This is a genomic window from Streptomyces sp. NPDC052236 (assembly GCF_044548015.1).
Lineage (GTDB): Bacteria > Actinomycetota > Actinomycetes > Streptomycetales > Streptomycetaceae > Streptomyces.
In genome coordinates, this window is record NZ_JBIUBL010000006.1 from 74,469 (window position 1) to 88,121 (window position 13,653).

The 13,653-nt window shown below is 72.9% G+C and carries 8 protein-coding genes; 3 read left to right on the forward strand and 5 right to left on the reverse strand.

What is annotated here, in order from left to right; all coding sequences use genetic code 11:
• Nucleotides 1–79 precede the first annotated feature (79 nt).
• Nucleotides 80–4,582 carry an HAD-IC family P-type ATPase gene (locus ACIHCQ_RS12590; protein WP_399661044.1) on the forward strand — a complete coding sequence of 1,501 codons (4,503 nt, stop codon included), beginning with the start codon at nucleotides 80–82 and terminating at the stop codon, nucleotides 4,580–4,582.
• A gap of 432 nt (nucleotides 4,583–5,014) precedes the next feature.
• On the opposite strand, the gene ACIHCQ_RS12595 is transcribed toward ACIHCQ_RS12590, so the two are convergent.
• Together ACIHCQ_RS12595 and ACIHCQ_RS12600 are read right to left on the reverse strand one after the other, a co-directional pair.
• Entirely contained in the window at nucleotides 5,015–5,413 is a 399-nt protein-coding gene (locus ACIHCQ_RS12595; protein ID WP_399661046.1) for a RidA family protein, read from the reverse strand.
• Nucleotides 5,410–6,564, reverse strand: a complete 1,155-nt coding sequence (locus ACIHCQ_RS12600; RefSeq protein ID WP_399661048.1) for an acyl-CoA dehydrogenase family protein — start codon at nucleotides 6,562–6,564, stop codon at nucleotides 5,410–5,412. The genes ACIHCQ_RS12595 and ACIHCQ_RS12600 overlap by 4 nt, the downstream gene beginning before the upstream one ends.
• A 131-nt stretch (nucleotides 6,565–6,695) precedes the next feature.
• Here ACIHCQ_RS12600 and ACIHCQ_RS12605 point away from each other — a divergent pair, with 131 nt between their 5' ends.
• Together ACIHCQ_RS12605 and ACIHCQ_RS12610 are read left to right on the forward strand one after the other, a co-directional pair.
• Complete coding sequence (locus ACIHCQ_RS12605; protein ID WP_399661050.1) at nucleotides 6,696–8,330, forward strand: AMP-binding protein; 1,635 nt, start codon at nucleotides 6,696–6,698, stop codon at nucleotides 8,328–8,330.
• Nucleotides 8,331–8,334: 4 nt separating this feature from the next.
• Nucleotides 8,335–9,159 carry a PaaX family transcriptional regulator C-terminal domain-containing protein gene (locus ACIHCQ_RS12610; protein WP_399661052.1) on the forward strand — a complete coding sequence of 275 codons (825 nt, stop codon included), beginning with the start codon at nucleotides 8,335–8,337 and terminating at the stop codon, nucleotides 9,157–9,159.
• Here ACIHCQ_RS12610 and ACIHCQ_RS12615 read toward each other — a convergent pair.
• From ACIHCQ_RS12615 to argF, 3 genes are all read right to left on the reverse strand, one after another.
• A complete protein-coding gene (locus tag ACIHCQ_RS12615) occupies nucleotides 9,152–11,419 on the reverse strand; it encodes a bifunctional salicylyl-CoA 5-hydroxylase/oxidoreductase (protein ID WP_399661444.1) in 2,268 nt (755 codons plus the stop codon). The genes ACIHCQ_RS12610 and ACIHCQ_RS12615 overlap by 8 nt on opposite strands.
• A gap of 257 nt (nucleotides 11,420–11,676) precedes the next feature.
• Nucleotides 11,677–12,504 carry an enoyl-CoA hydratase family protein gene (locus ACIHCQ_RS12620; protein WP_399661054.1) on the reverse strand — a complete coding sequence of 276 codons (828 nt, stop codon included), beginning with the start codon at nucleotides 12,502–12,504 and terminating at the stop codon, nucleotides 11,677–11,679.
• 95 nt (nucleotides 12,505–12,599) lie between these two features.
• Nucleotides 12,600–13,607: an ornithine carbamoyltransferase gene (argF, locus tag ACIHCQ_RS12625; protein ID WP_399661056.1), complete on the reverse strand. Its 1,008-nt coding sequence runs from the start codon at nucleotides 13,605–13,607 to the stop codon at nucleotides 12,600–12,602.
• Nucleotides 13,608–13,653: the final 46 nt, after the last annotated feature.

Genomic DNA, 13,653 nt, shown 5'->3' on the forward strand with positions numbered 1-13,653 from the left:
AACCAGGCCGGAAAGGCTACTCGGGCCACGTTGGCTCCGCGTAACCGAAAGTCGCGTAAACAGACCGGAGGCCCAGCCGATGTCACCGCTGTCAGGGGTCCGCCTGTGGACGCCCCTGCTGTTCGCACCGCTCGCCTCCGGCGTGACGTACGGCGTCGCGGCCGGTGCGCGAGGTGCCGCCGCCGGTGCGCGGGGTGCCGCCCAGGTTGCCGGGCAGCTCATCGGGCTGCCGCGGCGCGATGTGTGGCAGCGGGCCGGGCGGTGCTACATCGAGGTACACGGGGTGCACGGCGCCGGCGGGGACCAGATCGCGCGGCGGGTGGAGCGGGCGCTGGAGCGACATCCGGGGGTGGTGTGGGCGCGGGTGAACGCGCCGTCCGAGCGGGTCGTCGTGGCGCTGGGGTCGCCGCCTCCGGCCGAGCGTGAACTCGTCGCGACAGTCGCGCACGCGGAGGGGCACCATGCGGCGGAGGCGGACGAGTTCACCGAGTGGTGGCCCGAGCCGCACCACCCCTGCGAGGGGCCGAAGACCCGCCAGTCGGTGTCCGTTCTGGCCGCCGACACCGTGGGACTCTCCCTCGCCACCTTCCGGCGGGTGGCTCCCTGGCTCAGGCTGCCGCCCGAGGTGGGAGCACTCGCCGCGGCCCTCCGGTACCACCCGCGGGTGCGGCATCTGATCGCCGCCGCCAGCAGTACGGAGCAGGCCGAGTCGGTACTGCCGGTGATCAGCGCCCTCGCCCAGGGCGTGGCCACCGGCGGCGGAGGCATCGTCCTGGACGTGCTGGAGCGGCTGGCGCAGTGGCGGGAAGCCACCGCGGAGCGCGCGACCTGGGCGGAGGCGGAGCCGCGGCTCGTCCGTGGGCCTGACGACGCGTCGGCCGACTCGATGGTGATCGACCGGGCCGGGCCGACGCCGCAGGACTCGGCGGACCGTTATGCGGAGCGGGCCATGGCGGCGGGCATGGTGGCCGGTGCGATCGCCGTTCCCTTCGCCGGACCCCGCCGGGGACTGGCCGTCGCCCTGGCCGCCGTGGCGAAGGCTCCGGAGGCGGGCCGGGAGGGCTTCGCCACCAGCCTCGGCAGGTTCCTGGCGCTGCGGGGTGTGGTGACCATGGACCGGAGCGCGCTGCGGCGGCTCGGGCAGGTCGACACCGTAGTCCTGGACGAGGACGCACTGCGCACCGACCGGTACGAGCCGGTGAACCTGGAACCGCTCAGCGGCGCCGATCCCGAAGAAACCTCACGGCGGCTCTTCGCCCTGTTCGACTCGGACACGCCCCTGCGGACCGCCCGCGACAACGACGGCTGGGTGCTCGGGCCGCTCGCCGACCTGGATCTGACGGGCCGTACCGGCCGGCAGGCGGAGGCGCGGCTGCGGCGCAAGGGCAGTGAACGGACGCTGGGCCTGGCCAAGGGGCGCAGGCTCCAGGCCGTGGTGGGTCTGGCCACAGAGACCGCCCCGGGCGCCGAGGCCGTCGCGGCGGCGGCCCGCCGGGCGGGGGCGCGGGTGGTGCTGGCCACCGACCGGGCCTTCCCGGCGTTCTCGTTCGCCGACGCGAGGGTGCCCGCGGGTGGTCGTCTTGTGGCGTCGGTACGTGGTCTGCAGGCCGACGGTGCGGTCGTGCTGCTCATCTCCGGGAACCGCCGGGCGCTGGGAGCGGCCGACTGCGCTGTCGGCGTGCACGCGGAGGGCGAGCCCCCGGCCTGGGGCGCCCATCTGCTCGTCGGATCCGACCTGGAGTCCGCGGGGCTGATCGTGGACGCCGTGGGCACGGCGGCACGGGTCGACCATGACTGTGCCGTACTGGCCGCGGGCGGCAGCGGCGTCGGCGCGGTGGCCGCGCTGCAGGCCGCTCCCCACCTGGCGGCCTCCCGGTCGATGGCGGCTGGCACGACCGCCGCGAGCGTGGCGTTCTGCCTGGGCAACTGGCGTGCCCGGCAGTTGCTCGCGCGCCCCCTCACCCCGCCGGTGACCACCGTGCCCTGGCACCTGATGCCCACCGACCGGGTGCTGGAGCGGCTGCGCAGCCACGCCGACGGCCTGACGGTCGACGAGGCGGCTGCCCGCAGCGGCGGCGCGAGCGGAGCAGGCGGAAGGAAAGGCACGCAGGCCGGCGGCGGGCCCGCGCGGCTGACCCTGCCCTCCGCCTTCATCGAGGAGCTGTCCAATCCCCTGACCCCCGTCCTCGCCGCGGGCGCCGCCCTCGCCACCGCCGTCGGCTCGCGCACCGACGCCGGGCTGGTGGCCGCCATCACCGGGACCTCCGCGCTCATCGGCGGCTTCCAGCGGGTGCGCACCGAGCGTGCTCTCGCCGAGCTGTTCGCCCGCTCGGCCATCGGCGCGCGCGTACGCCGCGGCGGCCGCGAACGGCTGGTCACCGCCGGGGACCTGGTGGCGGGCGACATCATCCTGCTGCGGCCCGAGGACGTGGTGCCCGCGGACTGCCGGCTGCTGGAAACCGAGGGGCTTGAGGTCGACGAGTCGTCGCTGACCGGCGAATCGCTCGCCGTGAGCAAGGACCCGGCCCCGGTGGTCGCCGCGCAGATCACCGGCCGCCGCTCGATGGTGTACGAGGGAACCACGGTGTCCTCCGGCCGGGCCGTGGCCGTCGTGGTGGCCACCGGATCGAGTACCGAGGTCGGGCGCAGCCTCGCCACCGCCCGCATGGCCGCGCCCGAGACCGGTGTGGAGGCCCGGCTCGCCAAGCTCACCCGGGCCAGCCTGCCCGTCGCGCTCGGGTCGGCCAGCGCGGTGGCGGCCTCGGGTCTGCTGCACGGGCGTCCGCTGACGGACAACCTCGCCTCCGCGGTCAATCTCGCCGTCGCCTCCGTCCCGGAAGGGCTGCCTTTCCTGGTCAACGCCGCGCAACTGGCCGCCGCCCGGCGGCTGGCCGATGTCGGCGCGCTCGTACGCAACCCGCGCACCATCGAGGCGCTCGGCCGCGCCGATGTTCTCTGCTTCGACAAGACCGGGACGCTCACGGAGGGCAAGCTCCAGCTCGCCGCGGTGAGCGCCGGGGACAGCGACGGGGATGGCGACGGGGATGGCGCGCTGCCGGTGGACCGGCTCGACGTCTCGCGCAAGGAGGTGCTCGCCGCCGCGCTGCGCGCCACCCCGCCCGCCAGGCAGGCGGAGCCCATGGCGCACCAGACCGACCACGCCGTGACGGCCGGTGCGCTCGCCGCCCGGGTCTCCGTACGGCTGGGCGCGCCCCGCTGGCGACGCATGGACACGCTGCCCTTCGAGCCGTCCCGCGCCTACCACGCGACCTCCGGCGAGACGGCGCACGGACTGCTGCTCAGCGTGAAGGGCGCGCCGGAGAACGTACTGGACCGCTGCGCGGCCCACAGGCGGAACGGAGACACCGCCGTCGCGCTCGACAAAGCCGCCGTCCGGCGGCTGACCGCCGAGGCCGAGAAGCTCGCGGGCGCCGGTCGCCGCGTGCTGGCGGTGGCGGAGCGCCGGATGCGTACGGACGAGGACCTCACCGACGAGAGCGTGCGGGACCTGGTGTTCCTGGGGTTCCTCACGCTGGCCGATCCGGTCCGTACGAGTGCCGCTCCCGCGACCGCGCGACTGCGGGAGGCGGGCGTGCAGACGGTGATGCTCACCGGCGACCACCCGGCGACCGCCGACGCCATCGCCTCCAGCATCAGCGACATCACCGAGCCGAAAGTGAGCACCGGCCCGGAGCTGGACGAGCTGGACGACGCCGAACTTGACGCGCTGCTGCCGACCGTGGACGTGATCGCCCGGTGCAGTCCGCACCACAAGGTACGTATCGTCCAGGCGTACCAACGCGTCGGCCGGGTCGTGGCCATGACCGGCGACGGCGCCAACGACGCGCCCGCCATCCGGCTCGCAGACATCGGTATCGCCCTGGGCCGCCGCGGCACCCCCTCCGCGACCGCCGCCGCCGATCTGGTCGTCAGCGACGACCGGCTGGAGACGATCGTCTCGGCGCTGATGGAGGGCCGGGCCATGTGGGCGTCGGTCCGGGCCGCTCTCGGCATTCTCATCGGCGGCAATCTGGGAGAGGTCACGTTCAGCGTGGTCATCTCGGCGCTGACCGGCCGTACACCGCTGAATGCCCGTCAGATCATGCTGGTCAATCTGCTCACCGACCTCGCGCCGTCGCTGGCCATCGCCGTACGCGAACCGGCCGGGCAGACCGGTCAGCGCCTGCTCGCGGAGGGCCCGCACCGTTCCCTCGGTACGGCGCTGACCCACGAAATGCTGCTGCGCGGGACCATCACCGCCACCGGCGCGGGTCTGGCATGGGGCGCGGCACGGCTGACGGGCAGGGGCCGCCGCGCCAGTACGGTGGCGCTCGCGGCGGTCGTCGGCACGCAGCTGGCGCAGACGCTCGCGACCGGCGGCCTGGACCGCCATGTCCTTATCGCGAGCATCGGCTCGGCGGCGGTCCTCGCCGCCGTGATCCAGATGCCTGGTATCAGCCAGTTCTTCGGCTGCACCCCGCTGGGGCCTGTCGCGTGGGGTATCGCGCTGGGCGCGATCGCCGCGGCCACGCTGCTGGGCATGGTTGTGTCCCCGCTTGTCCGCTCCCTGACGGAACAGTAGGCGTACGTTGTCGGGGCTCCGCCCCAAGCCCCGCGCCTCAAACTCCCCCTACGCCTAGCGGCGTGGCAGGTCCCCCAGCGGGGCTTGATTTTGCCCTCGGGCCCCTGTCGGGGCTCCGCCCCGAACCCCGCGCCTCAAACGCCGGCGGGGCTGGAGTTGCCGGTGGCCCGGCAATTCAAGCCCGTCTGGGGGCACCTCCCATGCCGAAGGCTATGGGGAGATTGAGGACACCGCCCGAAGGGCGGTACGGGGTCTGGGGCGGGGCCCCAGTTACGGGATGGGGTACTCCCCCTACGCCTAGCGGCGTGGGAGGTGCCCCCACCCACGCCGCGCTGGGGGTCCCCCCACGCCCTCAGGGCGTAGGGGGAGTAGGGGGCGGGCGGGGTGGGGGAACAAGCACCGCGCAGCGGCCCCTCGTACGCGATGGGCCCGTCAGGGGAGTACGGCCACCCCGTCCAGCTCCACCATGGCCTGCTCGTCCCAGAGCCGCACCACCCCGATCACCGCCATGGCGGGATACTCACCCCCCGCCAGCCTCCGCCAGATACGGCCCAGTTCCCCCGCGTGCGCGCGGTAGTCGGCGACATCGGTGGCGTACACGGTGACACGCGCGAGATCCCGCGGAGCACCGCCCGCCGCCGCCAGCGCGGTGAGGAGATTGGCCAGGGCCGTCTCGAACTGCTCGGGCAGTGTCCCCCCGACGAGCTTGCCCGCGCCGTCCAGCGCGGTCTGCCCGGCCAGGAACACCAAGCGCGAGCCGGTCGCGGTGACGGCGTGGGAGAAGCCGGTGGGCGGCGAGAGGTCGGACGGATTGTGGCGGTGCAGGCTCATGCGGGCGGCTCCTCGGCGTACAACTCCTCGCCGTACAACTCCTTCGCGTACAACTCCTTGGCGACGATCGTGCGCTGGACCTCCGTCGCGCCCTCGTAGATCCGGGGCGCCCGGACCTCGCGGTAGAGGTGTTCCAGCAGATGGCCTCGCTGGAGTGCGCGCGCCCCGTGCAGCTGGACGGCGGCGTCGACCACGTACTGCGCGGTCTCCGTCGCCAGCAGCTTCGCCATCGCGGACCGCTTCGGCACATCGGTGGCCCCTTCGTCGTACGCGGCCGCCGCCGCGTACACGAGAAGGCGGGCCGCCTCCGTGCGGGTGGCCATCTCCGCGACCTGGTGTGCGACCGACTGGAGGTCCTTGAGCGGGCCGCCGAAGGCCCTGCGGCGGGCGGTATGGCCGATGGCCGCGTCCAGCGCCGCCTGGGCCATGCCCACCGCGAACGCGCCGACGCTCGGCCGGAAGAGGTTGAGGGTGTTCATGGCGACCCGGAAGCCACGGTCCCGCTCGCCCAGGACATCCTCCCCGGACACGGGCACATCGTCGAAGGCGAGCGCGCCGATGGGGTGCGGGGACAGCATCTCCAGCGCCGTCCCGGTCAGCCCCGGCCGGTCGGCGGGCACGAGGAACGCGGTGACGCCACGGGCCCCCGCGCCCTCGGTCGTCCGGGCGAAGACGGTGTAGAAGTCGGCCTCAGGAGCGTTGGAGATCCAGCGCTTCTCGCCGCTCAGCCGCCAGCCCCCGTCCTTCGGCACGGCCTTGAGGGTGAGCGCGGCGGCGTCCGAACCGGCGTCCGGCTCGCTCAGCGCGAACGCGGCGACGGCGCTCCCCGCCCGTACCCCGGGGAGCCAGCGCTCCCGCTGGGCTGCGGTGCCCGCCTGCGCGACGGGGCAGGCGCCGAGGCCCTGCAGGGCGAGGGCGGTCTCGGCCTCCGTGCAGCCGTACGCCAGTGACTCGCGCAGCAGGCACAGCTCCAGCGCCCCGGCCTCGAACAGGCGCTCCAGCAGGCCGAGCTCGCCGAGGGCGGCGACCAAGGGGCGGTTGACGCGGCCGGGTTCACGGGCCTCGGCGAGGGGCCGCAGCCGCTCGGCGGCCAGGGCGCGCAGGCGCGCACACCAGGCCTGCTGTGCAGGATCGAGCGAGAACATCGACATATATGCTCCCATTTCGGGGCGCATCCGCCATATCCGTCGGCATCCATCAGCACCCATATCGCGGACCATTGACTGTCGTCACCTTCACGATACGCTCGATTCGCGACCCCACCACGAGAAGGGCGCGAACGATGGAAACGACGGAGCTGACACCCTCGGCCCACCTCGACACCTTTGCGCGCGACCACCTCCCGCCCGCCGGACAGTGGCCTGAACTCCGCTTCGACCTGCCCGAGCTGCGCTATCCCCACCGGCTCAACTGCGCGGCCGAACTGCTGGACCGTACGATCGAACGCTTCGGCGCCGACCGGCCCGTCTTCCACACCGGGGACGGCGAGACCTGGACGTACGGGAAACTGCGCGACCACGTCGACCGCATCGCGCACGTCCTCACCGCCACCCTCGGCGTGATCCCCGGAAACCGCGTCCTGCTGCGCGGCCCGACGACCCCATGGCTCGCGGCCTGCTGGCTCGCCGTGCAGAAGGCGGGCGCGGTGGCGGTCACCGTCCTCGCGCAGCAGCGGGCGACGGAGCTGGCCACGGTGTGTGAGATGGCCGCCGTCGGCCACGCCCTCTGCGACATCCGCTCGATCGACGATCTGGCGAAGGCCGAGGTGGCGGGGTTGCGCATCACGGCGTACGGCGGCGAGGCCCCCGACGATCTGCTGCGGCTGGCCGCGGCCCGGGCCCCGGAGCCGTACGAGCCGGTCCGGACCGCCGCCGACGATGTCGCGCTGATCGCGTTCACGTCCGGCACGACCGGCCGCCCCAAGGGCTGCATGCACTTCCACCGGGATGTACTGGCCGTCGCGGACACCTTCTCCGCACGCGTGCTGCTACCGGAACCCGATGACGTCTTCGCGGGCAGCCCGCCGCTCGGCTTCACCTTCGGACTCGGCGGACTGGTGATCTTCCCGATGCGGGCGGGCGCGTCGGCACTGCTGCTCGAACACGCGAGCCCGCGGCAGCTGCTGTCCGCGATCGCCGCGCACCGGGTGTCGGTGCTGTTCACCGCGCCGACCGCGTACCGCGCGATGCTGGACGGCCTCGACGCGCACGACGCAGGCTCACTGCGCTCGCTGCGACGCTGTGTGTCGGCCGGCGAGAACCTGCCCGCCGCCACCTGGCACGCCTGGCAGGAGCGGACCGGGCTGCGCCTGATCAACGGCATCGGCGCGACCGAGCTGCTGCACATCTTCATCTCGGCGGCGGACGAGTCGATCAGGCCGGGAACCACCGGGATACCGGTTCCGGGGTGGCACGCGCGCGTGGTGGACCGTTCCGGGCGTCCGGTCCCGGACGGAGAGCCGGGGCTGCTGGCCGTACGCGGCCCGGTGGGCTGCCGCTATCTGGCGGACCCCCGCCAGGAGGAGTACGTACAGGAAGGCTGGAATCTCACCGGGGATACGTATGTGCGCGAAACGGACGGCTACTTCCGCTATGTCTCGCGCGCCGATGACATGATCATTTCGGCTGGATACAACATCGCGGGCCCGGAGGTGGAGGAGGCGCTGCTGCACCACCCGGACGTGGCGGAGGCGGCGGTGATCGGCCGTGGAGACGCCCTGCGGGGCCAGATCGTGGTGGCGTACGTCGTCCTGCGCGAGGGAGTCCCGGCCGGCGACGACACCGTCACCGCACTCACCGACGCCGTACAACAGCGCCTGACACCGTACAAATGTCCGCGCGAAATCGTCTTCCTGAACGCGCTTCCGCGCACCCCGACGGGCAAGCTTCAACGCTTCCGCCTGCGAGCTCTAGAGTGATCGCGTGGCCGAGCAGCACACTCCCCGATCCCTGATCGTCACCCTGTACGGCGCGTACGCACGCGAACGTCCTGGGTCTGTCCCCGTGGCCGAACTGATCCGTCTGCTGGCGGTTCTCGGCGTCGACGCGCCCTCGGTGCGGTCCTCGGTCTCCCGGCTCAAACGCCGCGGCCTGCTGGTCCCCGAGCGCACCGAGGACGGCGCGGCGGGCTACGCGCTGTCGGCCGACGCCCGCCAGGTGCTGGAGGACGGCGACCGGCGCATCTACGACCGCCGCCCGCCGCGGCTGTCCGAGGGCTGGGTGCTCGCCGTCTTCTCGGTGCCGGAGGCCGAGCGCCACAAGCGCCATCTGCTGCGCTCGCGGCTGACCCGGCTCGGCTTCGGTTCGGCGTCGCCGGGCGTGTGGATCGCGCCCGCGCGGCTGTACGAGGAGACCCGGCACACGCTGCGCCGCCTCCAGCTCGACCCGTACGTCGAGCTGTTCCGCGGCGAGCATCTCGGCTTCGCGCCGACGGCGGAGGCGGTGGCGCGCTGGTGGGACCTGGGGGCGATCGCCAAGCTGCACGAGGAGTTCCTGGACCGGCACGAGCCGGTGCTGCGGGCATGGGAGACGACTCGGGACGTCACTGCTGAGGCCGCGTACGAGGCCGCGTACCGGGACTATCTGACGGCGCTGGACTCCTGGCGGCGGCTGCCGTACGTGGACCCGGGGCTGCCGACGGAGCTGCTGCCGCAGGGCTGGCCCGGGGAACGGTCGGCGGCGGTCTTCGCCCGCCTGCACGCGCTGCTGCGGGACCCGGGCGCGGCGTTCGTACGGGTCCCTACCTGAGGCTGAGCCTCGGCTTGGGCGCGTCCGTGCGGCCGGTCGGGGGTGGGCGGCTGCCCGCCAGGTACGGGAGGGGCCAGGGCGCGGCCGGGCCGCTGTAGCTCTGCTCGGCCGCCGCGTGCAGCGTCCAGTGCGGGTCGTAGAGGTGGGGCCTGGCCAGGGCGCAGAGGTCGGCGCGGCCCGCCAGCAGCAGCGAGTTGACGTCGTCCCAGGACGAGATCGCGCCGACCGCGATGACCGGGACGGAGAGGGTGTTGCGGATCCTGTCCGCGTACGGGGTCTGGTAGGAGCGGCCGTACTCGGGCTGTTCGCCGGGGACGACCTGTCCCGTGGAGACGTCGATCGCGTCGGCGCCGTGGGCCGCGAAGGCGCGGGCGATCTCGACCGCGTCGGCGCCGGTGGTGCCGCCCCGGGCCCAGTCGGTGGCGGAGATGCGGACGGTCATCGGCCTGTCGTCGGGCCAGATCGCGCGTACCGCGTCGAAGACCTCCAGGGGGAAGCGGAGCCGGTTCTCCAGCAGTCCGCCGTAGGCGTCGGTACGGCGGTTGGTCAGGGGAGAGAGGAAGCCGGACAGCAGATAGCCGTGCGCGCAGTGCAGTTCCAGCAGGTCGAAGCCGCTGCGTACGGCTGCCCGTGCGGCGGATGCGAACTGCTCGCGGATCTCGGTGAGCCCGGACCTGTTCAGCTCGTGCGGAATCTGGTTCACGCCCGGCCGGTACGGGAGGGGGGAGGCGGCGGCCAGCGGCCAGTTGCCCTGCGGAAGGGGTTCGTCGATGCCGTCCCACATGAGTTTCGTGGAGCCCTTGCGGCCGGAGTGGCCCAGCTGTACGCCGATGGCCGTGCCCGGCGCTTGGTCGTGTACGAAGTCCGTGATGCGACGCCAGGCGCTCGCCTGCTCCTGGGTGTAGAGCCCCGCGCACCCGGGCGTGATGCGGCCCTCGGCGCTCACGCACACCATCTCGGTCATCACCAGACCGGCCCCGCCGAGCGCCCGCGCGCCCAGGTGGACGAGGTGGAAGTCGCCGGGGACGCCGTCCACGGCCGAGTACATGTCCATGGGTGATACGACGACCCGGTTGCGCAGTTCGAGGCCGCGCAGCCGCAGCGGCGTGAACATCGGGGGTGTGGCGGGCGGGCAGCCGAAGGCACGCTCGACGGAGTCGGTGAAGGCCGGATCGCGCAGCCGCAGATTGCCGTGGGTGACGCGGCGGCTGCGGGTGAGCAGGTTGAAGGCGAACTGGCGGGGAGGCTGGTCGAGGTAGGTCCCGAGCTCCTCGAACCAGCGGAGGCTGGCGGCAGCCGCGCGCTGCGTGGACTCGACCACCGGGCGGCGCTCGGCCTCGTACGCGGCGAGGGCGGACGACAGATCGGGCTGCTCCCCGACGCAGGCGGCGAGCGCGAGGGCGTCCTCGACGGCGAGCTTGGTGCCGGAGCCGATGGAGAAGTGGGCGGTGTGGGCGGCGTCGCCGAGCAGCACCGTATTGCCGTGGGACCAGCGCTCGTTGACGACGGTACGGAAGGCGGTCCAGGCGGAGTTGTGGGAGCGCAGCGGGCGTCCGCCGAGGGCGTCGGCGAAGAACTTGGCACACCGGTCGGTCGACTGCTGCTCGTCGCAGCCGTCGAGGCCCGCGGCCCGCCAGACCTCCTCGCGCATCTCGATGACGACGGTGCTGGCGTCGGGCGCGTACGGGTAGCCGTGGAGCTGCATCACGCCGTGCTCGGTCTCGACGATCTCGAAGCGGAACGCGTCGAAGGCGAAGCCGGCGGCGAGCCAGATGTAGCGGCAGCGGTGGGTGGTGACGCGGGGCCCGAAGGCGTCGGCATGGGCCTGGCGGGTGAGGCTGTGGACGCCGTCGGCGGCGATGACGAGGTCGTGGGAGGCGGCGAGTTCGGCGGCGGGCGGGGCGGGGGTGCGGAAGCGGAGCCGTACGCCGAGGGCGGCGCAGCGCTCGTGCAGGAGCTGCAGCAGCCTGCGGCGGCCGAGCGCCGCGAAGCCGTGGCCGCCGGAGGTGAGGGTCCGGCCGCGGTGGACGATGTCGATGTCGTCCCACCGTACGAACTCGTCCTGGAGGGCGCGGTGGACGACGGGGTCGGCGTGCGCGATCCCGCCGAGGGTCTCGTCGGAGAGGACGACCCCGAACCCGAAGGTCTCATCGGGAGCGCCGCGCTCCCAGACGGTGACCTGCCGGGCCGGGTCGAGCCGCTTGAGCAGGGCGGCGGCGTACAGCCCTCCGGGCCCCCCACCGATGACGGCGACGCGCATCGCCTCCGGTACGGCCTCCGGTACGGCCTCCGGCCGTGTCCTCAATCGCCGGACGGGCTTGATTTCCAGCCCCTCCGGCGATTGAGGCGCACTCTCAGCCTCGCCGGCGTTTGAGGCGCGGGGGCTCGGGGGCAGCGCCCCCGACAAGGGCCCGAGGCGAAAAGTCAGCCTCGCTGGGGGTCCCCCCACGCCGCTAGGCGTAGGGGGAGTTTGAGGCGCGGGGTCTGGGGCGGAGCCCCAGCTCGGGGCCCGCATCGTCAGCGGCCCCGCCACTTCGGCTCGCGCTTCTCCGTGAACGCCGCGTGAAACTCCGCGTAATCCTCCCCGTTCATCAGCAACGCCTGCGTCACCGCGTCCAGCTCCACCGCCGCCCCCAGCGGCATGTCCAGCTCCGCCGTCAGCAGCGCCTTCGTCTGCGCGTACGCCAGCGCCGGGCCGTCCGCGAACCGGCGGGCCAGCGCCGCGGCCCGTTCGTCCGCCCCGCCCTCGTCCGTCATTTCGCTGATCAGGCCGATCCGTTCGGCCTCGGGCGCACGCACGGAGTCGCCGAGCATCAGCAGCCGGGTCGCGTGTCCGAGCCCCACGACCCGCGGCAGCAGATACGCCGCGCCCATGTCGCCCCCGGACAGCCCGACCTTCGTGAACAGGAACGCGAACCGCGCCGAGGGCTCCGCGATACGGAAGTCCGCGGCCAGCGCGAGGACCGCGCCCGCGCCCGCCGCGACGCCGTGCACCGCGGCGATCACCGGGAAGGGGCACTCGCGCAGCGCCCGTACGACCTGTCCGGTCATCCGGTTGAAATCCAGCAGCTGGGCGGTGTCCATGGACAGCGTCATGCCGATGATCTCGTCCACATCGCCGCCCGAGCAGAACCCTCGCCCCTCGCCGCCGAGCACCAGCGCCCGTACCAACCGCTCCCGTGCCAGCTCGGCGAGCAGATCACGCAGGTCGGCGTAGGCGCCGAAGGTGAGCGCGTTGAGTTTCTCGGGGCGGGCGAGGGTGACGGTCGCGACCCCGTTGTCCGTCGTGAGCCGCAGATGACGCCAGTTCTCCGTGCGCGGCGCGGAGCCGGAAAAGGGGCTCATGGAGTGTGGCCTCCCTCAGCGGGCGGACTACTGCCTGCCTCCCGAAGCTATCACTCCTACGTGACTCCCGTCACGACGACGCAATACGCGCATGACTATCCGGCGTCCGCCAGCGTGGCGACCAGGACCGCCTTGATCGTGTGCATCCGGTTCTCCGCCTCGTCGAAGACGACCGAATGGTCCGATTCGAAGACCTCATCCGTCACTTCGAGCTCCGTCAGCCCATAGCTCTCATGGACCTCACGGCCCACCGTGGTACCCAGGTCGTGAAAGGCGGGCAGGCAGTGCAGGAACTTCACATCCGCGTTGCCCGTCGCGCGCAGCACGTCCATCGTCACGGCGTACGGGCCGAGCGCCTTGATCCGCTCGGCCCAGACCTCCTTGGGCTCGCCCATGGAAACCCAGACGTCCGTGGCGACGAAGTCCGCGCCCGCCACGCCCTCGGCGATGTCCTCGGTGAGCGTGATCCGCGCCCCGCTGACCTCCGCCGCCTCGCGCGCGCGGGCCACGACCTCCTCGGCCGGCCAGTACGACGCGGGTGCGACGATCCGTACGTCCATGCCCAGCAGCGCGCCGGTGACGAGATAGGAGTTGCCCATGTTGAGGCGGGCGTCGCCCAGGTACGCGAAGGCGATCCGGTCGAGCGGCTTGTCGCAGTGCTCGGTCATGGTGAGCACCTCCGCGAGCATCTGAGTGGGGTGCCAGTCCGCGGTGAGCCCGTTGTAGACCGGGACCCCGGCGTACGCGGCGAGCTCCTCGACGGTGGCCTGGGCGTCACCCCGGAACTCGATCGCGTCGAACATCCGGCCCAGCACCCGCGCGGTGTCCTTCGCGGACTCCTTGCTGCCGATGTGCGAGCCCGACGGGTCGATGTACGTCGTCGAGGCGCCCTGGTCCGCCGCCGCGACCTCGAAGGAGCAGCGCGTCCGGGTGGACGACTTCTCGAAGATCAGCGCGATGTTCCGGCCGCGCAGCCGCTGGACCTCGGTGCCCGCCCGCTTGGCCGCCTTGAGTTCCACGGCCAGATCGATCAGGCCGCGGAACTCCTCCGCCGTGAAGTCCAACTCCTTGAGGAAGTGGCGGCCTTCGAGTTGTATCGCCATGGTTGCTGCTCCTGGATCGCGGCTGCGGTGACCGTACCGTGGAAGT